This is a genomic window from Thiohalocapsa halophila (genome assembly GCF_016583825.1).
Lineage (GTDB): Bacteria > Pseudomonadota > Gammaproteobacteria > Chromatiales > Chromatiaceae > Thiohalocapsa > Thiohalocapsa halophila.
Window position 1 is genome coordinate 1 of the sequence record NZ_NRRV01000053.1, and the last position, 24,964, is coordinate 24,964.

The 24,964-nt window shown below is 66.8% G+C and carries 24 protein-coding genes; 19 read left to right on the plus strand and 5 right to left on the minus strand.

Features of this window, described 5'->3' with window-relative positions; genetic code table 11:
- The coding region (locus tag CKO31_RS18395; RefSeq protein ID WP_200240359.1) for an IS630 family transposase at positions 1 to 743 on the plus strand (743 nt) is incomplete at its 5' end.
- Between the two features lie 240 nt (positions 744 to 983).
- Here CKO31_RS18395 and CKO31_RS18400 read toward each other — a convergent pair.
- Positions 984 to 1,361, minus strand: coding sequence for a hypothetical protein (locus CKO31_RS18400; RefSeq protein WP_200240360.1), 378 nt, complete (start codon positions 1,359 to 1,361; stop codon positions 984 to 986).
- A gap of 366 nt (positions 1,362 to 1,727) precedes the next feature.
- On the opposite strand from CKO31_RS18400, the gene CKO31_RS18405 reads away from it, so the two are divergent.
- The 6 genes from CKO31_RS18405 (at position 1,728) to CKO31_RS18430 (ending at position 10,133) form a co-directional block, all read left to right on the plus strand.
- The gene (locus CKO31_RS18405) at positions 1,728 to 4,607 is read left to right on the plus strand and encodes a UvrD-helicase domain-containing protein (protein ID WP_200240361.1); all 2,880 of its coding nucleotides are present in this window, start codon (positions 1,728 to 1,730) and stop codon (positions 4,605 to 4,607) included.
- A gap of 131 nt (positions 4,608 to 4,738) precedes the next feature.
- Positions 4,739 to 5,467: a DUF4124 domain-containing protein gene (locus tag CKO31_RS27730; protein WP_369075139.1), complete on the plus strand. Its 729-nt coding sequence runs from the start codon at positions 4,739 to 4,741 to the stop codon at positions 5,465 to 5,467.
- Positions 5,468 to 5,642: 175 nt separating this feature from the next.
- A complete protein-coding gene (locus tag CKO31_RS18415; RefSeq protein WP_200240363.1) occupies positions 5,643 to 5,909 on the plus strand; it encodes a hypothetical protein in 267 nt (88 codons plus the stop codon).
- A gap of 125 nt (positions 5,910 to 6,034) precedes the next feature.
- Positions 6,035 to 8,023, plus strand: a complete 1,989-nt coding sequence (locus tag CKO31_RS18420) for a DUF262 domain-containing protein (protein WP_200240364.1) — start codon at positions 6,035 to 6,037, stop codon at positions 8,021 to 8,023.
- A 106-nt stretch (positions 8,024 to 8,129) separates the two neighbouring features.
- Positions 8,130 to 9,167: an IS630 family transposase gene (locus tag CKO31_RS18425; RefSeq protein ID WP_200240366.1), complete on the plus strand. Its 1,038-nt coding sequence runs from the start codon at positions 8,130 to 8,132 to the stop codon at positions 9,165 to 9,167.
- A gap of 396 nt (positions 9,168 to 9,563) precedes the next feature.
- Positions 9,564 to 10,133, plus strand: coding sequence for a phage tail protein (locus CKO31_RS18430; protein WP_242475494.1), 570 nt, complete (start codon positions 9,564 to 9,566; stop codon positions 10,131 to 10,133).
- Between the two features lie 1,018 nt (positions 10,134 to 11,151).
- Here the strand turns inward: CKO31_RS18430 and CKO31_RS18435 are convergent.
- Positions 11,152 to 11,418: a transposase domain-containing protein gene (locus CKO31_RS18435; protein WP_200240368.1), complete on the minus strand. Its 267-nt coding sequence runs from the start codon at positions 11,416 to 11,418 to the stop codon at positions 11,152 to 11,154.
- On the opposite strand from CKO31_RS18435, the gene CKO31_RS18440 reads away from it, so the two are divergent.
- The 4 genes from CKO31_RS18440 (at position 11,417) to CKO31_RS18455 (ending at position 15,195) form a co-directional block, all read left to right on the plus strand.
- Positions 11,417 to 11,860, plus strand: a complete 444-nt coding sequence (locus CKO31_RS18440) for a hypothetical protein (protein WP_242475495.1) — start codon at positions 11,417 to 11,419, stop codon at positions 11,858 to 11,860. The genes CKO31_RS18435 and CKO31_RS18440 overlap by 2 nt on opposite strands.
- Before the next feature lie 333 nt (positions 11,861 to 12,193).
- Positions 12,194 to 12,577, plus strand: coding sequence for a PilZ domain-containing protein (locus CKO31_RS18445; RefSeq protein WP_200240369.1), 384 nt, complete (start codon positions 12,194 to 12,196; stop codon positions 12,575 to 12,577).
- Positions 12,578 to 12,777: 200 nt separating this feature from the next.
- Positions 12,778 to 13,338, plus strand: a complete 561-nt coding sequence (locus CKO31_RS18450; protein ID WP_200240371.1) for a GIY-YIG nuclease family protein — start codon at positions 12,778 to 12,780, stop codon at positions 13,336 to 13,338.
- A 585-nt stretch (positions 13,339 to 13,923) separates the two neighbouring features.
- On the plus strand, positions 13,924 to 15,195 hold the full coding sequence (locus CKO31_RS18455; RefSeq protein ID WP_200240373.1) for a hypothetical protein: 1,272 nt from the start codon (positions 13,924 to 13,926) through the stop codon (positions 15,193 to 15,195).
- Between the two features lie 238 nt (positions 15,196 to 15,433).
- Here CKO31_RS18455 and CKO31_RS18460 read toward each other — a convergent pair whose 3' ends face one another.
- A complete protein-coding gene (locus CKO31_RS18460; protein WP_200240374.1) occupies positions 15,434 to 16,747 on the minus strand; it encodes a trypsin-like serine peptidase in 1,314 nt (437 codons plus the stop codon).
- 757 nt (positions 16,748 to 17,504) lie between these two features.
- On the opposite strand from CKO31_RS18460, the gene CKO31_RS18465 reads away from it, so the two are divergent.
- On the plus strand, positions 17,505 to 19,382 hold the full coding sequence (locus CKO31_RS18465) for a lipase family protein (RefSeq protein WP_200240375.1): 1,878 nt from the start codon (positions 17,505 to 17,507) through the stop codon (positions 19,380 to 19,382).
- 52 nt (positions 19,383 to 19,434) lie between these two features.
- Here CKO31_RS18465 and CKO31_RS18470 read toward each other — a convergent pair whose 3' ends face one another.
- Positions 19,435 to 19,812, minus strand: a complete 378-nt coding sequence (locus CKO31_RS18470) for a hypothetical protein (RefSeq protein ID WP_200240376.1) — start codon at positions 19,810 to 19,812, stop codon at positions 19,435 to 19,437.
- 157 nt (positions 19,813 to 19,969) lie between these two features.
- Positions 19,970 to 20,518 (minus strand): helix-turn-helix domain-containing protein, encoded by a 549-nt coding sequence (locus tag CKO31_RS18475; RefSeq protein ID WP_200240377.1) that lies wholly within the window; start codon positions 20,516 to 20,518, stop codon positions 19,970 to 19,972.
- 148 nt (positions 20,519 to 20,666) lie between these two features.
- Here CKO31_RS18475 and CKO31_RS18480 point away from each other — a divergent pair, with 148 nt between their 5' ends.
- The 7 genes from CKO31_RS18480 (at position 20,667) to CKO31_RS18510 (ending at position 24,934) form a co-directional block, all read left to right on the plus strand.
- Complete coding sequence (locus CKO31_RS18480) at positions 20,667 to 20,987, plus strand: helix-turn-helix domain-containing protein (protein WP_200240378.1); 321 nt, start codon at positions 20,667 to 20,669, stop codon at positions 20,985 to 20,987.
- Positions 20,988 to 21,001: 14 nt separating this feature from the next.
- Positions 21,002 to 21,874: a helix-turn-helix domain-containing protein gene (locus CKO31_RS18485; protein WP_200240379.1), complete on the plus strand. Its 873-nt coding sequence runs from the start codon at positions 21,002 to 21,004 to the stop codon at positions 21,872 to 21,874.
- Positions 21,864 to 22,772 carry a replicative helicase loader/inhibitor gene (locus tag CKO31_RS18490; RefSeq protein WP_200240380.1) on the plus strand — a complete coding sequence of 303 codons (909 nt, stop codon included), beginning with the start codon at positions 21,864 to 21,866 and terminating at the stop codon, positions 22,770 to 22,772. The genes CKO31_RS18485 and CKO31_RS18490 overlap by 11 nt, the downstream gene beginning before the upstream one ends.
- 81 nt (positions 22,773 to 22,853) lie before the next feature.
- Positions 22,854 to 23,348 carry a hypothetical protein gene (locus CKO31_RS18495; RefSeq protein ID WP_200240381.1) on the plus strand — a complete coding sequence of 165 codons (495 nt, stop codon included), beginning with the start codon at positions 22,854 to 22,856 and terminating at the stop codon, positions 23,346 to 23,348.
- 187 nt (positions 23,349 to 23,535) lie between these two features.
- Entirely contained in the window at positions 23,536 to 23,997 is a 462-nt protein-coding gene (locus CKO31_RS18500; RefSeq protein WP_200240382.1) for a hypothetical protein, read from the plus strand.
- Between the two features lie 14 nt (positions 23,998 to 24,011).
- Entirely contained in the window at positions 24,012 to 24,260 is a 249-nt protein-coding gene (locus tag CKO31_RS18505) for a hypothetical protein (RefSeq protein WP_200240383.1), read from the plus strand.
- Positions 24,260 to 24,934 (plus strand): 3'-5' exonuclease, encoded by a 675-nt coding sequence (locus CKO31_RS18510; RefSeq protein WP_242475499.1) that lies wholly within the window; start codon positions 24,260 to 24,262, stop codon positions 24,932 to 24,934. The genes CKO31_RS18505 and CKO31_RS18510 overlap by 1 nt, the downstream gene beginning before the upstream one ends.
- Positions 24,935 to 24,964: the final 30 nt, after the last annotated feature.

Genomic DNA, 24,964 nt, shown 5'->3' on the forward strand with positions numbered 1-24,964 from the left:
CCCTGCGCCTGATCGGCGAGGTGATCGAGCGTGAGTTCGGCATCAAGCTCTCGCGCTCGGCCGTGGGGCGGGCGATGGCGGCACTGGGCTTCACCCCGCAGCGCCCGCTGCGCCGGGCGCGCGAGCGCGACCCCGTGCTGGTGGCCCGCTGGGAGCAAGAAGAGTTCCCGGCGATTGCCGCCGAGGCCAAGCGCGTCGGGGCGCGGATCTTCTTCGCAGACGAGGCCGGCATGCGCTCGGATCACCACGCCGGCACGACCTGGGCACCGATGGCCCGCACGCCGACGGTGCCCACCACCGGCCAACGTTTCGGCCTCAACATGCTCTCCGCGGTGGCCCCCGACGGGCACTTCCACTTCATGGTGCATGAGGGTCGCGCCACGGCCGAGGTCTTCGTCGACTTCCTCCAACGCCTGCTGCACGACGCCGATCGGCCCGTGTTCCTCATCGTCGACGGCCACAGCATCCACAAGGCGCGCATCGTCAGGGAGTTCGTCGAAGCGCAAAACGGCCGGCTCAAGTTGTTCTTCCTGCCGCCGTACTCCCCGCACCTCAACCCAGACGAGCAGGTCTGGGGCAACGTCAAGGCGTACATCGCCAAGCAGACGGTGGCCAACAAGCTCGACCTCAAGGAGAAGGCTTTGCAGGCGTTGGAGCGCCTGCGCGCATTGCCCAAGGTGGTTGCCGGTTTCTTCCGCCATCCGCACTGCCGCTATATCCTCGATGCCCAGGCGGCGACCTGACATTACTTAATGGACGGTTAGTATGAGAGTCAGCCAAGGCCAGGATCGGCGCTGCGGAGCCGGCGTCTTATCGGTGGCCCAAGACTCAGTGCGTACCGCGCTCCGGGGTCTGGTCAGTTGTACGTGCGCCTTATAAGTCTGTTGATGAGTCGGCGCGCACGCTCGTTCGATGAACAACGTGCGGTCGCGCCAGTAAGTTGTCTGCGTTCTCTAGGTCGTCGCATGTGTCCGCGGGTGGGCTCACGGAATCTGCTTTGGCGTAGGCTTCAGCGCGGTAGAGATTGGCTTGTCTTCACTGCGCCCGAGTCCCGTAGCGAGTTCGTGGCTATGCGGCGCTGAAGGTCGTCCGTAGTAATCGAACGCTTCCGCATCCGACCCGCCGAGGTTCGTGCGCAGGACCAGCCCACCGGCGCCGAACAACCCCGACCCACTGCTCCCGGGCGCCGTGCCGCCCACGGCCCGCTCCACGCGCACGTAGCCGATGGCGGCCGGGTCGGCGTCCTCGCCGCACCAGGCGACCTCGATGCAGGTCTTGTAGGCGCCGACGGTGGTGCGGCTCAGCTGCTGCGGGCCGCGATGGCGGCTGGGTTCCGCGGCTGAGCGTGGCGGTCCATGCACGGGCGCCTCGTTCCTGCGGCCCGGCGCCATCCTCAATGGTGCGGCGCCGGCCTCACGGTATTCGGTGAGGACTCGGGAATTGCTGCGGTCAAGGCGTCCAGCGACCCTCCATCACGCTCAGTCGCGTCTCGAACCGAGGTCAAGCCCCGAAGCACGTTTTTTGACGTGGCGCACAGGAAGCAGTGCGCCGCAACTGCCAAGCTTGTGTACGTTTGCTTCGATGCTGCTGCGCCGCAACCGCGGTTCTGCGGCCGGCAGTGACTGCATCGTCGGTCGGCGTCACCGGCTGATGAGGCGTGACTCACCTGGCGGGGGCCGGGAAGGGGCGTTCGGGTGTTCAGGGGGAATGTAGAGACTGCGAGGGCGGTGATCCGTCCTCGGCTGCTGGCGCGGCTGTTCGGCCGGGCGAACGGCTTCCAGAAGGCGCAGCTGAGCCCTTGGGCGCTGCAAGTTCGCTCGGGCGAGGCCGTTGCGCACCTGCCGCTTCGCCGTTTGGACACAGCGACTGCGGAGCGCGGCCGTGTTTGGAGCCGCATCCTCGTTCGCGGGACCAGCGGTGGGCCGCTGCTTGGGCTGTATGGGCTCGGCAGGAATGCGGCGGCGCGCTATCGCGCCGAGATCGAGCAAGCCCGCCAGGACGTGGCCAGGCTCTGCGGTCTGCTCGCAAAGCACGAGCGCAGGCTGTCGGTGCTCGACGACTGGCTGCGGCGCGGCGAGGCCGGCGACCATTGGGTCGCACAGCACGCCGTCGACGCGACGCTGCGGCACACAGAGCCTTTGGCGCCGGTGCTCGCTGTTCCGGCGGCAGCGGTCACCGGGGATGAGCGCGTCGCCGCAGCGCTCTCGACGGTGGCCGCCTTCCGTGACGCCCCGTCGGCGTTTCGCGCCCGCGCCAACGAGGTTTTCGTCGCCGCCGAGCTTGCGCGATTCCGCGAGTTCTTCGACACGGCAGAGAAGCACCCGCTGACCGATGCGCAGCGCCTGGCGGTCATCACGCACGAGGACAACACCCGAGTCATCGCCGGCGCCGGCTCGGGCAAGACGAGCGTGCTCGCGGTCAAGGCCGCCTACCTGCTCAAGAAGGGGCTGTGCACGCCGGCGCAGCTACTACTGGTGGCGTTCAACAAGCGCGCCGCCAAGGAGCTCGGCGAGCGTGCCGGTGCGCTCGCTGGCAAGGCCGTCGAAGCGAGCACCTTCCACAGCCTTGGGCTGTCGATCATCGGGCGCGCCACCGGGCGCAAGCCGACGCTCGCGAAGACCGCCGAGGATGAGAAAGCGCTGCGCCAGCATCTGCGCGAGCTGATCGCCGAAGTCGTGCGCGATCCCGAGGCGGGGGACTACGTGCGCGAGTACTTTCAGAGCTTCTTCGCCCCCTACAAAGACGAGAAGGAGTTCAACGAGCTTGGGGAGTACTACGACCACCTGCAGGCGTTCGACCTGCGCAGCCTCCAGGATGAGCGCCTGCGCAGCTTCGCAGAGGTCGAGATCGCGAACTTCCTGTTCCTGAACGGTGTGCGCTACCAGTACGAAGCGCCCTACGCGGTCGACCTGGCCACGGCCGAGCATCGCCAGTACCAGCCGGACTTCTACCTGCCCGATCACGACATCTACATCGAGCACTTCGGCATCGGCCGTGACGGGCGGACGGCCCCGTACATCGATCGCGAGCGCTACCACCAGGAGATGGCGTGGAAGCGGGCGGTGCACGCCGAGCATGGCACGACGCTGATCGAGACCTACAGCTACCTCAAGCAAGAGGGCTGTCTCACCGATGTGCTCAAGCAGGAGCTACGCGATCACGGGGTCGCGCTGCGCCCGATCAGCAACGAGCAACTACTGGAGGTGCTCACCCGAACCCGCCAGATCGACCCGTTCACGGAGCTGGTCGCGACCTTCCTGAACCACTTCAAGGGCAACGGGTGCACGCTGGACGGCGTGCGTGCGCAAGCCCGGCAGCGTGGCTGCGACACGAAGCGGCTGGAGGCCTTCCTGGCCGTGTTCGAGCCTGTCTATCTGCGCTACCAGCGCGCGCTCGCCGCCAGCGGCGAGGTCGACTTCAACGACATGATCATCGAGGCGACTCGCCACGTCCGCGAGGGCAGCTACCGTTCGCCGGCCACCTGCATCCTCGTTGACGAGTTCCAGGACATCTCCGCCGGGCGTGCAGCGCTGATCAAAGCGCTGGCGGATCAGGATCGCGCTCACCGGCTGTTCTGTGTGGGCGACGACTGGCAGGCGATCTATCGCTTCGCCGGCAGTGACATCGCCCTGATGCGGGACTTCGCCAAGCACTTCGGCTTCACGGAGACCGTCACGCTCGGCGAGACCTTCCGCTTCAATGATCGCATCGAGCGCGTCGCCAGCCGCTTCGTGCAGCGCAATCCCGCGCAGCTGCCGAAGACGATCCGTTGCGCCACGTCGGCGCGCGGGCCCCGGATTCACATCCACCGCCACCTTGGCGGGGATCACGACCCGTTCCTGGAGGCCCTCGGCGCGATTGCGAGCCAGGCCGGCAGCGGTAGCCACGACGTCCTGGTGCTGGGTCGCTACCACAAGGCGCTCCATGGGTGGGCGTGGGACCAGGCCCGTCGGCAATACCCGGCCCTGCGGCTTGCCCATTCAACGGTGCACGCCGCCAAGGGCACCGAGGCGGATTACGTTATCGTCGTCGGCCTGATCGCCGGGCGCTACGGCTTCCCGTCGCAGATCGCCGACGACCCGCTCCTCGAGGCGGTGCTCTCCGAGCCGGAAGCATTCCCCCACTCAGAAGAGCGCCGGCTGTTCTACGTAGCCCTCACGCGCGCCCGCCATGCCGTGCATCTCATCGCAGACTATGTGCGCCCCTCGGCGTTTGTCGGCGAGATCGCCGCCGACCGCGCGGACGTCGATGCGCCCGCCCGCCTGGAGGGGGCGACCGTGTATTGCCCGGACTGCGGAACCGGCCTCTTGCTCCGCCGGACCGGCCGCCATGGGGACTTCTACGGCTGCTCGCACTATCCCTTGTGCAAGCACATCTCCGGCGTCTGCCGTCGGTGTGACGAAGGCGCCTTCGTGCGTCGCGAAGGCGAGGGCGCGTACCTGTGCAGCAACGCCTCCTGCGGCCATCGCGAACGGATCTGCCCGCGCTGTGGCACTGGCCGGCTGACCGAGCGCCAGGGCCGCTACGGTCCCTTCCTGGGGTGTACCAACTTCGCGAGCGGGGACTGCAACTACACCACCAACATCGCTCCCGAGCCCTCGCGGTGAAAGGCGCGGGCACTGGCAAGGCTCGCGCGCGGACCGGGCATGCACGTTTTGCTTATGCGTTCACAGCACGAGTGCGGTGGCACTGCCAGTGTTTCCCGAGGCTGCACCCAATCCCAGGAGGAATCCGGATGATGCGTTTAGCGGTTTGGGGTCTCTGTAGCGCGCTGGCGTTCGCTGCGTCGCCGGCGACAGCTCTCAACAAGTGCACCGGCCCGGATGGGGCGGTTACGTTCACCGATCAGCCCTGCTCAGGCACCGCGGTTTCGGTCGAGACCCTCTCCCCTGATCCCAACGCCAACATCATCGACTCCCGCCCCGCCCGGAATTTGCTCGAGCGCGAGCGTGCACGTGACGAGGCTCGGGCCAGGGCGCGCTCCCGCAATGCCGCCCAGCCTCAGCGCAGAACCGCCGAGTGCCTGCGCGAGATCGATTCAGCGGCGCAGTCGAATGTGTCTGTCGGCCGCCGCGGCGGCATCATTGCCTCGATCGCTGGCGCCTGCGGCGATGCTCGCGTGATCGCTCACGCCCGCGAGATCATTCAGGGGCTGGACATGTCGCCGGGACGCAAGGCGTGCTTGCTTTCAGAGCTGAGATCTGGAAGCGGTGAGGCTGGGGCCTGCTCCAGTCGCCCAGTGGCTATCCCACGGTCGGCAACACGATCAGCCAGTGCGCCGGCCTCCAATGTGTCGCCGCCGTCAGTGTTGGCACCCAATCCGGCCGGCGCGATCGATGTCCACAGCGGCCGCTTCTACCCGCGTACGGGACCCGGCTTGACTGACCCCCGCACGGGCGAGTTCCTACCCAAATCCGGGCCAGGCTACATCAGGCCTTCCACCGGCCAGTTCATGCCGGCGCACTGAACGGTTCGCGAGAGGCTCGCCCTATGGCCACCGCAAGCGCACGCCACGGGCTGCCAACGCCGCGTATCCCTCACTGCGACACACGCTGCTGCCACAGGGGATGACTGTGAAGATTCCGGAACGTGCGTGCCAGATCTGGGCCGTGCTCGCTTGGGCCTCCCGCGGGCAGCAGACCATGACGTACAAGCAGCTCGGGGCCGCGATCGGTGTTCCTCCGCCGGGACTTGGGCAGTTGTTGGACCCGATCCACGCTTACTGCGAGGCGAAAGCTCTGCCGCCGCTGACGGTGATCGTCGTCGGCAAGGACGGCATGCCGGGCGTCGGCTTCCCGGCGGCGCAGCCGGTGGAGGTGCTCCGGCGGCAGCGTGAGGTGTTCTCAACGGACTGGCTGGCGCACGGCAATCCCGGGCCGAGTGCGTTTGCGGCGGGCCCAGCGGAATAACTCCAATGTGCTCAAGTGCTCGTCGGCCAAGTTTGAGGGCGAGAATTGATGCGGTGGGCAGGAGACCGGCAGGCTACAAGGGTGTCCGCGCCGTTCAATCGAACTACCAGAGATAACCAATTGGCATGAAGATCTCCACGATCCTCGACCACATCGACAGCGGCCACATGGCGCTGCCGGAGTTCCAGCGTGGCTATGTCTGGAACCGCGACCAGGTGCGTGGGCTGTTCGACTCGCTGTATCGCCGGCATCCCGTGGGCGGACTGCTTGTCTGGGCCACGGAGAGCAAGTCCGCCGCGCACCGTGGCGATGCACCGGTGGCGGCGGGTGTGGTGAAGCTGCTATTGGATGGCCAGCAGCGGATGACGTCGCTGTACGGCGTGGTGCGGGGCAAGCCGCCCGAGTTCTTCGACGGCAACGCGCAGGCGTTTGCAGGGCTGCGCTTCCACCTTGAGCGTGAGACCTTCGCGTTCTACCAGCCGGTGAAGATGGGCGACGACCCGCTTTGGGTGGACGTCACCGAGCTGATGCAGCAGGGCAACGCGGGGCTCGGTGCGCTGATGACCCGGTTCAGTACGCAACCGGAGCTCGCTGACAAGGTCGGTGACTATGTGGCCCGGCTCGGCCACCTGCTCGGCATCACCGAGATCGACCTGCACGTGGAAGAGGTCACCGGCGCGGACAAGTCCCTCGACGTGGTGGTGGACATCTTCAACCGCGTCAACAGCGGCGGAACCAAGCTGTCCAAGGGCGATCTGGCGCTGGCGAAGATCTGCGCCGACTGGCCCGAGGGCCGCGACGCCATGAAAGCGGAGCTGAAGCGCTGGGAGCTGGACGGCTTTCACTTCAACCTGGATTGGCTCCTGCGCTCCGTCAACACCGTGCTCACCGGCGAGGCCAAATTCCAATATCTGCACGAGAAAACGGCGGCGGAGGTCCAGGACGCGCTGAAACGGACCACGAAGCACATCGACTACTGCCTGAACCTGATTTCCGGCCGGGTCGGGCTGGACCATGATCAGGTCTTCTTCGGGCGCTTCGCCGTCCCGGTGATGGCGCGATACCTGGACCAACGCGCGACGCATACACATGGAATGATGGACGAGGCGGAGCGGGACAAACTGCTCTTCTGGTACGTGCAGGCGGCCATGTGGGGGCGCTTCTCGGGCTCCACCGAGACCTACATCGACAAGGATCTGGAGGCGCTGGAGGGCCAGGACGGAGGCCTGGACAAGCTGCTGGAGCAGCTTCGGCTCTGGCACGGCGGGCTCCAGGCGGAGCCAGGGCATTTCACCGGCTGGAGCCTGGGCGCGCGCTTCTACCCAGTGCTCTACCTGCTCACCCGCATGGGCGAGGCCAAGGACTGGGGCACGGGTCTACCGCTGAAGGCCCATCTGCTCGGCAGGATGAGCAGGCTAGAGGTACACCACATCTTCCCAAAGGCGCAGCTCTACAAGCACGGCTACAGCCGTCCGCAGGTCAACGCGCTGGCCAATTTCTGTTTTCTGACCAAGGACACCAACCTCGATATCAGCGCGACGCTGCCGGCGGTCTACTTCCCGCAGGTGGAGGAGAAGCATCCGGGGGCGCTCGCCTCCCAATGGATTCCGCAGGACCCGCAGCTGTGGCATATCGACCGCTTCCCGGACTTTCTGGAGGCCCGCAAGGCGCTGCTCGCCAGCGAGCTGAACCGGCGGATGGGAGAGCTGCTGCATGGGGACGAGCGCTGGCTCACCGGCGCCGCCGCGCTCACCGCGGAGGCGGCCGCAGAACCGGCGCCGCAGCCCGTTGAAGTCGTCGGCGGCATCAGCAGCGAGGAGGAAGAGGCACAGCTCGAAGCGCTCAACGACTGGGTCGCCGGGCAGGGGCTGCCGCGCGGCGCAGTCGCCTACGATCTGGCGGACCCAGAGACCGGCGCCCAGCAAGCGGTGTTGGATCTAGCCTGGCCAGACGGACTCCAGGAAGAGCTGAGTCAGCCGGTGGCCGTGTTGCTGAACGAGGAGGCAGCGACCATCGCTATGGCAAGTCAGGCGGGGTTCCGCTGCTTCACCGACGTCAGTGCATTTCGCGGCTATATCGAGATCGCCATACTTGCCGAGGTTGGCGCTTCATAGCCCAGGCTCTCCTCAACGGTAACCGTGGTGCCGCTATACCAGTCTCATCTGAGATTTCATCTCAGGAGTCTAGCGCAAGCCGCTGAGATCGTTTAGCCTTTGGTGCATGCAGGACTACCACCTCAACCAGCAGGAGCTCGCGGAGCTGCGCGCCGCCCACCGCGCTGCGCGCAACGTCCGTGAGGCGTATCGGCTAAACGCCGTGGTCCTGCTCGGCAGTGGCTGGAGCCCATCGGAGGTCGCCGCCGCGCTGTTGATCAACGACGATACGGTGCGCACCCACTTCAAGCGCTACAAGGAGGGTGGCATCGCGGCGCTCGAGCGCATGAACTATGTCGGCAGCGAGGCGCTGCTCACCGCCGCGCAGCTGGCCGAGCTGGACGCGCACCTCCAGCAGCAGTTGCATCCCAGCGCCGCCGCGGTCGCACGCTGGGTCGAGGCGCGCTTCGGTGTGCGCTACACCGACAGCGGTATGACCGCCCTGCTGCATCGCCTCGGTTACCGCTTTAAGAAGCCCAAGCTGCTGCCGGGCAAGGCGCCTGCTCCCGAGGTGCAGGAAGCGTTCGTCGCCTCCTACAAAAAGCTCAAGGACAACAAAGGCGAGCACGACGCCATCTTGTTCATGGACGCCACCCACCCGCAGCACAACCCGGTCCGCGCTGGCGGCTGGATCAAGCGCGGGCGCTGCTTCGCGCTCAAGAGCAACACCGGTCGGCGGCGGCTGAACATCAACGGCGTGATCGACGTGGAGACGCAGCACGCGGTGATCCGCTACGACGACACCATCGATGCCGCCTCCACCATCGCCCTGTTCTCGCAGGTCGAGGCCGCCTATCCCAAGGCCGCGACGATCACCGTGTTCTGCGACAACGCCCGCTACTACCGCTCCAAAGCCGTGCGTGCCTACCTGGAGCACTCGCGGATCGATTTGCAGTTCCTACCGCCGTATGCGCCGAACCTGAACCTGAACCTGATCGAGCGGTTCTGGAAATTCTTCAAACGCCAAGTCTTGTACAACCGCTACTACGAGACCTTTACCGACTACAAGGCCGCCTGCCAACAGTTCTTCGCGGATCTCGATGCGCATGCCGAGCAGTTACGCTCACTGCTGACGGATAACTTCGAGATCATCCGCAGCGATTGAAACCCGAAAACCTGTATCGGATGGGTGTATTCAGCGCAATCGCGGGGTATCTTCTTGGAAAGGAAGGTAATTCAGCGACTGAAGGCCGCAAGATCCTTTGACAGCGGGGATTGGGTCCCACCGAAGAGTCGGAGACAGTATCGAGGCTAGTCTTGCTTCCTACATGATCCCCCTTCGCTCTAAGCTAGACTTAGAGACTTATTGCTAGCTGCAGTCGACGTGCTCCGCCGTGCTCGGGGAAAGCCGCCCCCTGTCGTCAAAGTCCTCGGGAGTCTTGTCGCGGCTTGCATTGCCCTATACTTATCGGGCGGGGCAAGCCGCGCAGGCTGGCCAAGCACCACCGTCGCTTTACTCGCTCTTGACGTAAGGCGACAAACGTAAGTTTTCGCAACCGCCATGGCTTCCATTGCCTTTTTGAAGAGGGTCTTTATGGCTACTTTCAATGTCAATACCCATCGCCATGATCCATATAAGAATTTTAAGTTCAGAGTTCGCTGGGATGGCCGCACTATAGCCGGAATCACCAAAGTCAGCGGGCTCAAGCGTACCACCGAGGTGAAGGAGTTCCGGGAGGGTGGCGAGGTTAGCAGCGTCCACAAACTACCAGGGCGGCACAGCGTCGAGCCTATCAGGCTTGAGCGCGGCATTACACATGATGCCGAGTTTGAGCGCTGGGCAAACAAGGTGTGGAACGTCTCGGCCAAGGAAGGCGGCGGCCTCGAGTCGTCGCTGAAGGACTTCCGCAAGGACATCATCATCGACCTCCTTAACGAAGCCGGCCAGATCGTTCTGTGCTACAAGGTCTACCGCTGTTGGGTGTCTGAATTTCAAGCTCTGCCGGAACTAGACGCGAATGGAAACGGCGTCGCCATCGAAGCGCTAACGCTCCAGAACGAAGGATGGGAGCGGGATCAGACGGTACCTGAACCCGCAGAGCCTTCATATGACGACCCGCCGGTGACGTAGGTGTGCCCAAGACATTGCATACCGTCTCGCTGCGTTTGACACTCACTGGACTGTAGAAACCGGCTAAGGTGTTGGACTAGTTCGACCTGAGCGAGGGCCTGCTGACCGGCGCCCTGACGCGTCGATGCGTCGGCACCCCTGGCCTCCTGGCGCGCATCGATTCGGTCCGAGTGGAGTAGCTCTTCGAGGTTGTTGACGAGGGCGGCTACCCTGGCACGAATCGTTTCGGGCGCGGCGATGATCTTAGAAGGAGCGGTCGGATGGTAGTCAGGGTGCGTCGCGCCCGGTAGATGGGATCAGGGTGCATGGCAAGGCACAACGACGAGGAATAGTTTTTCTATTCCGAGGAGTTGTAACGCAGCTAGGCGCCCCGCGGAGCGTGCCATGGCGGCCGGGCGTCGATCATAAGTCCGACCACGGGCCGGGCTCTGGCTCCCACGCTCCCGCTGGGAGCTGGGGCCGACGCTCTGCGTCCCGTCGCGCTGGTTACGTGGTGGTCGGGGTTATGATCAAGGCCCGCGGGGCGTGCCATGGCGGCCGTATCGGCCTTCACCCAGACGGTGACGTTCAGAGCATTACTAAAATCCCAGCCGGCTCGGGCATTTGCATGCTCGTCGAAGCGGTCAACTGCTCCTCCTAGAATGATGCCAATCTGGTCGGGCACGGCGACCACTACCCGACCAATGTCGTAAACGACGAGGATGACTGAACCTAATGATCGGCGCTGCAGGCGAGCTGGGGCATCGGCAGCCGTCCGACGGCGTTGGGCGCGGAACGGCGGCTGTCGTAGCAGCACTCCGACCACGGCTTGTCTGGCTATTAGGCGGGTTGGTGTGCCGACGGAAGCGTCCGGAGCGTCTCTGTGCGGATCGCGGCGTACGTCCTCGGCCAGACACAGAGGCTGTCCGCTACGCGGAGCGCGGTGTACGTCTTTGTTCTGCTCAGGTGTGGCAGTGGGGTAGCGGTAACTGGCGGAACACCACGTCTCGGCCCGGGACAGCGGTAAGCGTCCGGCGAACTACAGGATTGCCCCTTGGGGGCTAATGACGTCCAATTTCAGAATATGTGGCAGCAAGGCCGCGATGGCTTTGGGGGAGTTGGCGGCGGGCAGGTGCTCGAAGAGGTAGGTCAAGTAGGCCGGGGCTCCAGGGCGTTGGCCTTGGCGGTCTTGACCAGGGAGTAGAGCAGCGCACTGGTCTCGGCGCCGTCGGGGGTTGCCGAGGGCGGCGTCCACCCGCACCGGGTGCGGCAGGGTCGTGAGATCGACACCGGCGACGCGTGACATGCTGGGCCTTTCACTGACGGCGCTCGGCGCACGCAGAGTATGGGACAGCGCGTTGGGAGAAGGGTACGGTGTGCGCTCCCCCGCAGGCAGTCCAGCGCCCGGCATGTCGATGGCAGAGCAGCTTCGCGCCAAACTCCACCCCAGCCGCTTTCCCAGCATGAGCGAGCAGATGTCGGCCATCGTCGGCTTCGTGCTCGGGGAGGCGTTCACCGAACCCGCGATCGCCGAGCTGCACCTGACGCCTGACGGCGGCGTCCTGGCGGTGCCGGTCACCGCCGCGGGCGAGCGTGGTCAGGCCGCCTTCATCGGTGCGGCTGTGGATCTCCAAGCGAATCTGTCGCGACTCGGCATGGCGGCCGGGCTGGATGCCGACGAGTGGTCTGAATATGCGCGGCTCGTGCGCGAGCGCGTCGGGGTGGAGCTGTCGGGCGAGGGCGGCTGAGCGGTCTCGAGGTCGCCGTGGGCGGCTGGCCGATGGTCGCGGGTCCCGGCCTGCACCCAGCATCAGCCCTCGCGCTCCCGACCAGTTCGCGGCTGTTGGCGCTGGCGGTCCCCCTGCTTAGCGATGGCCACCTGGGAACGAGCCGATCAGTGCCGGCCTACGGTCTACGCAGCGGTGATCCGGGCCCCTCAAAGCATCAGGCCACCACCGATCCCGCCGACAGCGGACCCCTTACACCATCGCGTTATGGCAGCTACACTGGCCGTTAACGACAAGCAGGTTGTGGGGCGGGCCGCCGGCTGAGACCGGGCCGGACGTCAGGATGGTGGGGCAATGAGCGACTTCGATGGGGCAGCTGCCGAACCACGCATTCGCGGCGAGCGCCGGCGCTTCCCGCGCGCGGGCTTCGACGGCGCCGTGGCCGCGGAGCCGGTGCCGCGCACCATAAGCACGCATGCCATGCCGCTGCTGGCGTCCGATCTCAGCGAAGGCGGGCTCGGCGCCACTGCGCAGGACTTCGTGCCAAGCGGCGCCAAGCTGCTGGTGTCGCTGGAGCCGGCCGCGGGGGCGGAGCCGCTTCGGCTGATGGGCGAGGTGGTGCGGGTCGCGCACATCGCGTTTCAGGATCGCTGGTCGCTGGGGATCGCGTTCGACGCGGTGTCGGAGGCGGAGCGGAAGCGGTTGCGGGAGGTTGTGGCGGGACGGGGGCGTGGTTGAGGGGATTGGGCAGGTCGAAGGAGGGTGCACTGACTGGGGTCGGTTAAGGCGCTATGCGAGCGAGTTGAGTCGCTGTGCCGCAGGTGGATTGAGCTGGAAGGCAGACGTTCACACTGCTCGGGTGCTCGGGAGTTGTCGGCCACAAGCGGATATCCTCGAATAAGCCTAGGCTTCTCTAGCCTGCGCGAATACATCCATATATGAACGAAGAGGTGGCAGGCACTACGTCCGATGATCGCCCCAGGCGACTAACGGAGATAGCATCAGCACTGGGAAAAAATCCCACTGGCTTTCTCAAGTTCGTACGCCGACGTGGTTTTGAGCCGTTTAAGCTCCAGGAAGGCCAGAACAAGCCCTATTACCTGACCGCGCAAGACGCCGAGGTATTTTTGCAGCGAGTCAAGGATGAAGAGCGTCTTGTGCCTTTCCCCGAAACAGAAACGGTATCCAGCGGAGTGTCAGGCGTATATGCGGTAGAGGTGCCCGGCTACGACGGCTCCACCCGGATTAAGATTGGATGGAGCGATAATATTGCTGAGCGGCTAAACACCTACCGAACAATCATCCCCGACCTACGTGTTTTGCGGGTATGGCTGTGTTACGCAGACTGGTTCGAGCGTATGACTTTGGCTTGGGCGGAGAAGAATGGCACACAAATCGGCCAAGAACTGTTCGAGTTCGAAGACAAGAGAGAGGCTCTTTCTTCTCTGGACGACTTGTTCGCGAATTTCGGCATAGAAGCTAAGAACGAGTCCCTCTAAAACTTGGCGGTGGCGCCTATGGCCGGCTTCCGCCCTCCTGACACTTCGCGGCACCGCGTCCAGCGGCGGCAAAGGGCTCCGTGGCAGCCGTCTATCGCGGGCCGGAGACAGACGGTTCTCGGCCACCATGTGTAGTTCGCAACTATGTGAAGCTGCGGGCGGCTGTCACCACAAGTCGCTGTTTTAAAGCGCTTTGTGTGGGCCGAGTCGCGTTGAAGCTTCACATAGTTCTTCAGGTTTCTCGAAGGTGGGTGCCAAGGCAGGAAACAGCGATGAAGCCTGCTGACCAGCACCCCGACTTAAGCGAAGGCAAGGATTCCAGTGCCCGCACGGACGGCCGCTGGCCCTAATGTGCGCCGACACTATGTCCTCGCGCTCTCGATCCCGTGGACCGCGGTGCCCCAGCGTTCCGCGACGACTTGAGACTATGTGAAGAACCGTCTGGCGCCAACGTAGGCCAACTCTGGAGTCGGCATGGGAACTTCATATAGTTGGCAACCACACATAGTGGCCGCTATTTGAAGCTTCGCGTAGTAGATGTTAGCGGTCCGAATGGGCATGCGTAATTCTTAGGTATTTAGCGTTATGAATGTATCTGACGTCTTCGGAATCAACAGCGAGGTCCGCCTCGAGTCGTATGTTGATCGTGGCGATCTCGATACAGCGATTGGAAAATTGCTTGTCAGGAATACGCATATCGCTCTGAAAGGCGAATCGAAATGCGGTAAGTCTTGGCTCCGGCAGAAAAATCTACCGAACGCAATCGTAGTCCAGTGCCGACTTGGAAGAGGCGCGATCGATATCTATGTAGATGCATTGTCCCAGCTTGGCGTCAGCTTTGTCGTCAGCGACACAACGACAGGGAAAATCGAAGGGCGTGTTGAGGCGACCGGTGCCGTCGGAGAGGGCTTGCTCAGCAAAGTCTTCGGATTAACCGGTAGCGCTTCTGCTAGCGCCGGAGCAAGCCGTGAAAGTATCCAAGGCAAAGGCGTCGTGGGTCGCGACATCAATGACCTTCGGTATGTGGCGGAACTGATTAGAGAGAGTAGACGCCACCTTGTGGTCGAGGATTTCCATTACCTCTCCGTAGAAGAACGGCGGAAACTCGCTTTCGATCTCAAGGCGTTATGGGACTATGGATTGTACGTAGTCATAATCGGCGTATGGAGCCAGAGTAATCTGCTCATTTATCTGAATCCAGATTTGACAGGTCGAATTGAAGAGGTGTCGGTCTATTGGTCGACCGACGACTTAAAAGGAGTTCTCGACACGGGTGGCGCTGCTCTCAATCTTCGATTCAATGCCGAGTTCGCCGATGAACTCGCGAACCTGAGTTACGGAAACGCTGGAATACTTCAAACTTTAACAATCCGAGCGCTCGATGCGCTAGAGATCGTTACCGCACCCCGCACTAGTGTGGAGATAGCCGATAAGGAAGCAATTCAAACTGCCGCTTTACACTATGCTGATCAGCTTAACGCCCTATACCAACAGTTTGCTAAACGTGTGGCCAGGGGGGTGCGCACACGTAAAGATTCGACTGGCATATACGCACATGCGATGGCTGTAATTATGGACGCTTCAGATGAATTGAGCATACGAGGCATACCGCTTGACTACATCTTTCGTATCGCTAACGAGCGAGAACCGCGAATACAAAAAGGCAACCTACGGACAATCCTGGAGAAACTGGAAGGGTTGCAAGTGGACGAGGCAGGTCGCGGTCTTGTGGTTGCCTACAACGAGGCCGACGGAGAGGTCTCAATCGTCGATAGGCAAGTATTGCTCTATCGACGATTTAGCACCGTGAGCTGGCCTTGGGAGGAGCTCATCGAGGAAGCCGGCTTTGACAGCTAACGTCCTGTTCAATCAGACCCTTGATTGTTGCGGCGCTTCGCTGCCGCTCCGCTCCTTGCCGTCAAGGACGGCTTAACAGGGCGTCGGCTTCGGGTCGACGTAAGTGGGCATCCGGCAGGCAGGGCGGCCATGTCCGCTTTCGATTGCTGGGGCAATGAGCATAGCTACCTGCCGTTTGCCGGTCCTCAACGGCTTCTTTGCGCCTGCCACGGCCTAAGCGGATCGCGCCAATACCCAGTCAACGCTCCACCCTTCCCGAGCCCTCCACCCCATCCCCAAGCCACCGCCGAACCCCATCCCGATAAGGCGCGTCAAACCGCCCGTAATACTCAAACTCTCCGGCCGCGGACCCGCCCAGGTTGGTACCGAGCAGCCGGCGCTCGGCGTTGAATAGCCCAGCCCCGCTGCTCCCCGGCTCCGTCGCACCAGAACGGCGCTCGACCCGCACGTACCCGATCGCGGCGGGGTCCGCGTCCTCGCCGCACCAGTCCACCTCGATGCAGGTCTTGTACTCGCTCACCGTCGCGCGGCCCAGCTCCTGCGGGCCGGCGAAGGGGTGGTGGAGGGTGGATGTCTTGAGGCCGATCGCCGGCAGGATCGGCTGCGCGTGCACGAACGCGGCATCAGCCGGCGGCGGCTGTCGCAGGCGCAGCAGGGCGGTGTCGGTGGACTGGGCGAGGTAGAGCACGTCGGCGCCGCCGGGGACGCTGTCGCCGGCACCGACCGGGCCGCCGCAGGTCTCAGCGCGCAGGAACCAGAAGCCCTCGATGCTGGAGGCGCGCCCCTGATCCGGGAAGCAGTGCTGCGCCGTGAGGACGTAGGGGATGTCCGTGGCCGAGTCGTCGTCGGCGACCAGGGTTCCGGTGCAGGCGCCGGTGGCCCCGTGCGGGTGGGTATAGAGCAGCAGGGTGGCCGCGCGGCTCTGTCGATCCCAGTCCGGGTGGCAGGCGGGGTCGGTGGCCTCGGCAGTGGCGGCGGCGTCCGCCGGGGGCTCGCCCGGCAGCCGGGCGAGGTGGGAGACCGCGGGCAGCCCCAGGCGCGCCGGGTGCGGATCGGCGCCGGCGGGCAGGGTGATCTCCAGCAGCAGCGCATCGCCGGCAATCAGCGGCGACCAGAACAGCGGGGCGTCGGGGCCGGCGGCGGCGTCGGCAGCGAGGCTCGCGTTGACGAGCGCGCCGTCGAGGGTGTGCCGGGCCGCCGAGCCGGGGCCCGAGAAGCGCAGCTCGGCGGTGTCGGGCAGGTGCTGCGGGCGCAGTGCGACGCGCAGGCCCCGCGCGTCGGGGGCGCGCAGGATGAGTGTGAGGGCATGGCGGCCGTCGTCGGTGCGGCGCCAGGGCAGGGCGTCGGGCGCCGGCAGCTGGTCGGCGGGGATCTCGCGGCCGAAGCCGAGGCGCAGGGCGCCGCCGGTGGCCTCCGTCGCGGCGGCGATGCGGGCCAAGGCCTGGTCGTGGGTGAGCGGTGACAGCCGGAGCTCGAGGGCCTCGCGCGTGACGGTGGCGCCGTCTTGGCTGGTGGATGGGCCGGTGAAGGCCGGCATGGTGAAGCCGGCCATGGCCAGCGCGACGGCGCCAACGCGCGCCAGTCCGGCGGGACTCCTGCGGCCGGGCGGCGGCCATGCCCGCGATGCAGGGCGGTCAGGGGACGCCGTCCTTCGTGCTGGCATGTCTGAGTCAGTCGGCACTGTTTCGGCGTCGGCGGCGGGGGGAAGGGGCAGCTGCGGTGCCGTGAGCGATGTCAGCGAGACTATGCGTGCACCAACTGGACGGCGTCCATGGCGGATTGCTGTCGGTCGGGGCGCGGTCTTGTGACCGAACGGAGGGTACCGGGGCTGGTGTGGTGGCGCCGGCACAGCGCTCGTACGTTCCCGTGTTGCAGCTTGTCGGGTGCGCGCGGGGCGCGCGGTTTTGGCACTGGTGAGGCAGGACAGCCACGCGTCGGCCGTCGGCGGTTGTCCGTCTTGGCAGCGTAGGCGGTTCCTGACAGCAATGCGGGCAGATACCGCAGGACAGTATTTGTGCGGCAAGCTAAGTTGAAAGTGCGTGCGGCGAGCGGATGCAGGGGGTACCTTCGGTTGCCGGGGAGCGTCCGCGACCGCGACCGTGGTGCATCCACGGGCGTGGCTGGCGGCGCCCATCAGGGGCATGGAGGTTGTGACACGCGGCGGCCATGATGCGCGGCGACCTGTCGGAACGCCGGTTACCGCAGTCAGGTGCGCAACCGCGCAGCGCGACCGTTGGCTCGACGGTCTACGCTGCACCAGCGCCGGGTAACGACTGTCTGTGCGGGATCGACCCCTCGGGAGGGCCAAGATGACGGAGAGTGTGTCTGAGACGGGAACACTGGTGTTGGTGGTTCGGGGGTGGGGCGGCGCCGTCAAACTGCCGTTCTGGTCCGTGGCGGGCGGCACCCTGCCGCAGCCCTTTCTCGACCTGCTCCAACGGACCCTGCCCGGGGCCGATATCCTGACGCCGGATCTTCCGATGGGCACCTTGTCCAACGCGGACCCTGCCGACCTCGTGGACCAGTTGCTCGGGGCCGTGGATCGGCGCTTCGAGGAGCGCCCCTTCAGCAGGCTCATCATTGTGGCCTTCAGCGCCGGTACGGTGCTGGCCCGCAGCTTCTTCAGCCGGGCGCAGGGCGCGCAAATGCCGGAGGCTGGGCCGGTCGGCGGGTCAGCGGCCCATGCGCTCCCCAGGCTGGACCCGGCGACGGCGCGGCCCTGGGCGGACCGGATTGAGCGCATCGTGCTGCTCGCGGGGGTTACGCGTGGCTGGACCCTCTCGTCGGCGACGCCGGTGCTGTTGCGCCTCGTGTCCCGGTGGGTCCTGTTCTTTCTGAACACCAGCGCGCAGTTTCAGCGCAAGGGCTGGGCCTTCATCGAGCGCTTCAGGCGCGGCGCGCCCTTCGTGGTGGAGAGCCGGCTGCTGTTCCATCAGGTGGAGCGGCATTTCGCGGCGGCGGGCCGCGATCTGCCACAAACGGTGTTGCTGCTGGGCTCGGAAGACGAGTATGTCTCGCCCGCGGATGCGCTCGACCTCGGCCTGCGCAAGGACTACAGCTACATCGAGGTACCCTGGAGCAGCCACACGGACATCCTGGACGTTGGATTGCCCGAAGCCGCGGACACGCCTGACGCAGGCCGGGCCGCGCATCGGCGCCGTGCCCAGGCCAAGCGCACAGAGCTGATCGGTCGGGCGCTGACCGAGTCCCGGGCGCAGTTGCAGACCATCGCCATGCACCCGGACGACGTCGACGATTACCTGGACGACATGGATCGTCCGGTGGTCGTCCCGGGCGCGGCGTCGGCGGAGGAGCCGCAGGTGGCGGGCGTCGTCTTCATCATCCACGGCATCCGCGACAACGGCTTCTGGACCAAGCGCGTGGCACGCGAGGTGAAGGCGCTGGCACGCTCCCGTCGGGGGGCGGTACGCGCGCCGACGCCGACCTACGGCTATTTCTCACTGCGGGACTTTATCGTCCCCTGGGGGCGGCGGGACGCGACCTACTGGTTCCTCGAGAAGTTCGCCGAGATCCGCATCCGCTATCCCGACGCGCCGGTGAGCTTCATCGGCCACAGTAACGGCACCTACCTCGCGGCCCATGCGCTGGAGCTGTCGCCCTTCGTTGCGCTGCGGCGGGTGGTCTTCGCAGGCAGTGTGGTGCGCACCAGTTTCGACTGGGCGCGCTTCGGCGCCAGGGTGGGCGAGGTCCTGAACCTGGTTGCCAGCCGTGACCGCGTGGTGGCCTACATGCCCGGCGCGTTCGAGCGGCTGGGTCTGGGGCGCCTCGGCGTCGACGTCGGCGGCGGGGGCTTCGAGGGGTTCACGGCCTCCGAGGGCAGCGCAACGCCGACCGCGGACGGCTCGCCCAGCCCTAAGGTGCACAACTTCCGTTTCGTCGCCGGTGACCACGGCGCCGGTGTCAGCGAGTCGATGTGGCGGGACCTTGCGGCATTCGCGCTGGAAGGGACGCTGCCGGAGCAGCGCGCCGGGGACCCGCTGCGGCCCGCCGAACGGACGCCGCGCGAGCAGCGCATCGGGCGCATCGCGCCCGCGGTGCCCGTGGTGGCGCTCGCGCTCCTCCTGGCTTTCATCGTGGCGATGGTTATCGGCCTCGAGGACGGCGAGCTGGCCGCCGCGGCGGCGGCTGTCGCCGTGTTCATCACCTGGTTCCTGCGCGAGTACTAGAGGCTCGGCTCCGGTGCGCCGGTGCGACGCGGGCAGCGTCCGCGGCCCGGCGTCAGGCCCCGCCGGCGTCGGTCTGACGCTGCGCCCGCGCTGTCCGCTCCACCGGGATGTAGTGCTCGATGCCGGGGAGGTCGTAGAGATAGAGGTAGGGGTCCGGCGGCAGGAGATGGAACCAGCGGCCGGGGTCAAAGAAGCGGTGGGTCGGGAGGAAGAAGAACAGAACGAGCAACCCGGCAAAGGTGGTGAGGCTGCGGGCGTCGATGGCGGTGCGCCGCTCACCGCCGCCCCCGCGGCGGATACTGCGGCTGCGGCGGCTCGTGGAGGGTATCGGCCGGCTCGGCGACCTGGCCGGTGCGGGCGCCGGGCTGCGTCTCGGCGAAGGCGCCGGCTCGCACGGGTCGGTGCTGCGCTGCAGGGCGGTGGCGCGCATGAGCACCAGCAGGCCGGTGTAGCCCTGGCGGATGAGCCCACCGGGAGCGCGAGCAGTGTCGGTTGCGCTCGCATCGCGCGCAGCGCCGTCCCGGTGCCGGCTGCGTGCGCCCTCGTCGCCATGGGCCGCGCCCGTGATCGGGGACCCGCCCGTGGCCTCAGACGTCGCTGTCGCCAGCCGCGGTGTCTTCGTGCACCTCGTCGGTGCCGGCCCCGCGAGGCCGTCTCCCGCGCAGCCGTTGCAGATCACGCCGATGCTCGATGGTGCACTCGCGCAGCAGGGCGAGCAGCGACACATAGCCGAGCTTGCTCAGCCCGCTCTGCGTCTCGAGCGAGGACAGCGCCGCCCACTCGGTCGGCTCGATCCGCAGCGCGGCCACCAGGTCGGCGTCTTCGGCCAGCGCGCGCAGCCCGAGCCCGCTCGCGGGCGCATCGCGCACGTCGGCCCGTGACGCCGGCAGCCGGTCTCCACCGTCGGCCTGGCTTGCGCCGTGCCGGTCCTCGTCGAGTCCGAGCAGATAGCTGACGGTGACCCCGTAGAGCTTCGCCAGCTCCTTGAGCTTGGCGAGGCCGGGCTCTTTGTCGCCGCGCTCCCACTGTCCGGAGAGACTCGCCGAGACTTTGAGTTGTTTGCTCACCTGACTCTGCGTGAGCCCGGTGCGCTCGCGTGCCAAGCGCATCCGCTGCAGGTTGAGCCCAGACATCATCAGCCGTCTCTGAATTGACCCCAGACCCACAAGGATGCCGCACTGAGAGTGTCAATGCCACAAAAACACCATAAGTGGTTTATGCTTCGCACCATGAGTATCTTGTCGCCGTAATTTCCACACTGAAGCCGCCTTCCGGCATTGCACCATGGAGCCAGCCGCCAATCCTCAAGCACCCGATCTGACCCGCGTCTGCACCGATCAGGCGGCCATCGAGGCCGTGCTGGCGGCGATGCGCGCGCGCATCCGCGATCGCCGCGCGGCGCGCGGCTGGACCCAGAAGCAGCTCGGCGACCGCGCTGGCTGCTGGCAGACCTACATCGGTCAGATCGAGCGCGGACGCAAGACCCCGCCTCTGCCGACTCTGCTCGCCCTCGCCCAGGCCCTGGAGGTGGATGTGCGCGAGCTGCTCGCGCCTCCGCCGGGCGCGTCCGTGCCACCAGAGGTGTCCCAGGCCGACGCCGCCTGAGCCCGGGATACCGTGTGAGCTACCGCCTGACCGAGTGGGCGTGGTCGGTCGACGGGCTGTCCCCGCACGCCCGGCTGTCGCTGCTCGCGCTGGCTGACTGCTGCAACGGCTCGCGGCGCAATGCCACCTGCTGGCCGAGCCTCGCGCACCTGGTGTCCAAGACCGGCCTCTCGCGCGCCTCCCTCAAGCGGGCGCTGCGGGAGCTGGAGTCGCGCGCGCTGATCGACCGCCGCCCCGGCAACGGTCGCCGCGCCACCGTCTACCGCCTCGCCTGCCAGGACAGTCCGAACAAGCGCCTGGACCTCGGCGACCCGACCGTTGCCCCCCGCCCCGAGCAAGCCGCAGCCGCGGCCAAGTCGCCGCGGCCGCAGGCATCCGCGAGGGGGGTCACACAGACCCCCCTCAACGCATCGAGGGGGGTCACACAGACCCCTCTGGGGGAGCAACCTGAACCCCCAGGGGGATCACACAGACCCCCGGAACCAGGAATAGAACCAGGAAAGCCCCCAGGGGGCACAGAGAGAGATATCGCCTCCCCGCGTGCGCATGCGCGCGAGACCGAGCCGGCCGCCGGGACGGCTCTCTCTGAAGCCCCCGGGGGGGATTGGCGGGCGATCGCGGCGGCGGTGCGACCCGATCTGCCGGATGTCGCGGCGGTCCGCGCCAAGTTCGACGCCTACCACCGCGGCACAAGCTTCCGGGACCAGAGCGCCGCGGATCAGGCCTGGGAGCTTTGGCTGCTGCGCGAGCGGGTGACATACCAGGAGTGTGTGTCTAGAATCACTATAGGTGTGGACCGTGCACCGGGGGCATTCCTCGCCACGATGCCCTCGGGATCCGAAGATCTGGCTGTCGAGTACGAGGTGCTCCGCCGCGATGAAGTCTGATGACGTCACAGCCGCCGCCTTCGACCGCCGCCTGGAGGAGGTCATGGCCGCCTATATCCGTGAACGCCCGTCCGACGCGGCGCTGCGCGCGTGGTGGGCGGTGCTGGAGCCCTTCGCTTGGGAGGTCGTCGAGCCGGCGCTGCTGGCACACGTCGCCGACTGCAAGTTCCCGCCCACGCCCGCGGACATCTTCGAGCGGCTCGTGACGCAGGACGGCAGGCCCACCCCGGCCGAGGCTTGGTCGGTCGCCCTGCAGGCGGCGGACGAGGCTGCGACTGTCGTCTGGACCGCGGAGATCGCGGAGGCCTGGGCCGTCGCCAAGCCTGTGCTCGATGCCGGCGACAAGGTCGGCGCACGCCAGGCGTTCGTCGCCGCCTACGAGCAGCGCGTCGCCGAGGCGCGCCGGCGGCTGCGCACGACCGAGTGGCGCGTCAGCCTGGGCCAGGACCCTCAGCGCCGCACCGATGCGCTGCTCGCCGCCCAGCGTCAGGGCCTGCTGCCGCCACAGACCGTGGGACGGTTGCTGCCGGCCCCGGTGGCCGGCGCGGACGCGGACGCCGGCGCGGGCGGCCTCGACGAGGCGGCGGCCTCCGCGCAGGCCGCGGCCTTGCTCGCCGGCAATGTGATCGCCTTCCCGATGCGCGACGAGCGCAACCGCCGGCGCTTCCTCGCCGCCGTGCGCGAGGGACTCGCGCGCGGCGAGGCCGACAAGGCCGCTGAGCAGGCGCGCCGCAGCGCCACCGAAGCGGCGCAGGAGGCCGAGCGTGAGCGGGCGCGGGCGAAGCGCCAGGTATCCCGCGAGGAGCACGCAGCGGCATTGCAGGCCGAGCTGGAGCGCCGCCGGCGCGAACGCGCGGAGGATGTCGATCCGGACGCCGGCGGCTCTTTGTCTGCCTGAAGAAAACACCAGGAGTGTGTTTCTCGATCTTCAGCGGTGAAATAGCACCCATAGTGTTTAGCCCCCCCCGGAGACCAGCGCATGTCCTTCCGCCTCCAACGCCCCGAGCCGCCCGAGCAGGCGATCCAGGATGCCGTGCTGCGCTTCCTCGCGATCGACCGGCGCGTGGCCTGGGCGCAGCGGTTCAACACCGGGGCCATGCGGGTCGAGGGGCAGGATGCCCGCGGGCGCAGGACGCGGCGCTTCGTACAGTTCGCGTTCAAGGGCTGCTCGGACATCCTCGGTCAGCTCACCACAGGCCACCTGATCGCCTGCGAGATCAAGCGCCCCAGCACCAAGCCTACCCGCGAGCAAGCCGCGTTTCTGGCGACGGTCGAGTCGAACGGCGGGCTCGCGGTGGTCGCGCGCAGCGTCGAGGACGTCGAGCGTGCTCTAGCCGAGTTCGTTGCCCAGCCGGATACCCCCAGCAGAGCGGCGGGGTCGCGCCCGTCAGGCCAGACGGAACACGGCCAGCGGATCGGCGGTGTCGCCGGGCAGGGAGCCCGGCCCGCCCTGGAGCCGGGGGCGCTGGCATGAGCAATCGATACGCCGCAGGCCGCGGGCGCCAGAGCTGCCGCGGCGGTCGCCGCCCGATGCCGCTGCACCAGCCCGATCCGAAGCGCGCTCGGCGCGACGCGCGAGCCGAGCTCGAACGTGATGCTGCTCGCAGGCGGGACAACAGCGACTTCGCTTGTGCCTTCTCGCCCAAGTGGAGGAGCGCGGGATGACCTGCACGTCCGTACAGCTCGCCGATGGCGGCCGCGCCGTCGTCTGCATGCGCGGACAGCGGGAGCCGCAGCCGCAGCGGTGCAGCGCCTGCGGGGCGCCGGCCGGTTTCCTGTGCGACGGCCCGCCGGCGGCTAAGGCCGGGCAAGGCACCTGCACTACGTCGCTGTGCGACGCCTGCCGCACGCCCCGCGGCGCCGCGGACCTGTGCGCCCACTGCGCCGCGGAGGATCGCCGCTGCGGCACCTGCGCGCGCTGCGCGGTGCATCCGGTGCTCGGGCGCTGGTGCCTGGCGGGCCGCCGCGCGGTGCCGGTGCTCCATGCCTGGCTGGATGCGCGCCCCACCTGCGGCCCGCTCGGGCGGTGGTGGCAGCCGGGCGGGCCGGTGGCAATCAGCGCCGACGACCTGGCCCGCGCGCGGGCCGACGCGAAGACCAACCGACGCGCCAAGCGTCGCTGACACGGGAGCCAACCATGCAAGAGCGCACCTACACCACAGGCACCGACAGCACCGCAGGGCAGGGCACACTCTACCCGGCGGTGACGGAGCTGAAGTGCCGCCTGAAGAAGCTCACCACCACGGACGAGGGCGCCGTCGCGCTGGCGATCGAGATCCAGATCACCGACGACGACGAGCTGGAGCAGATCCGCGAGCTGATCCGCGTCCAGCAGGGCGAGCTGGAGCTGAGCCTGACCGGGCGCCAGGGGGAGCTGTTCTCGTGATGGAGCGCCCCGCCGACTATTGCTTGGACGCGCCCGCGCGCGACGACCGCCGCCGGTCCGGGCAGCGCATCAACGGCCGGGCGCACCGGCCCCGGCCCGCCGCGGCGCCGCCCGTGGATGAGACGGTCACCGAGCGCGTGCAGCGCATCGCCCGCGGCTGGCTCGAGCGCCGGCCCGTCTACCTGGACACCGAGACCACCGGCCTCGGCAGCGACGACGAGGTGGTGGAGCTCGCCATCATCGATCACGACGGTGGCGTGCTGGTGAACGAGCGGCTGCGGCCGCTCAAGCCCATCCCGCCGCAGGCGACGCGCGTGCACGGCATCGCCGACAGCGATGTGCTGCGCTGCCCGCAGTGGCCGCAGCTCGCCCGTCACGTCGCCGAGGTCGTGCGCCAGCGCTGCACGGTCATCTACAACGCCGGCTACGACCTGCGCCTGATGGGCCAGAGCGCCCGCGCCCACGGCTGCGCGCCGCCGCTGGCCTCGAGCTGCTGCGCGATGAAGCTCTACGCCGCCTACCGTGGCGAGTGGGACGACATTCACGCCAGCTACCGCTGGCACAAGCTCGCCGCGGCGGCGCAACACATGGGCCTCGCGGTGCCCGAGGACCTGCACAGCGCCCGCGCCGACGCCGAGCTGACGCGGCTGCTGGTGCTGGCGCTGGCTGACTGACGCACACATGCGGTGCGCGACACGCTATGC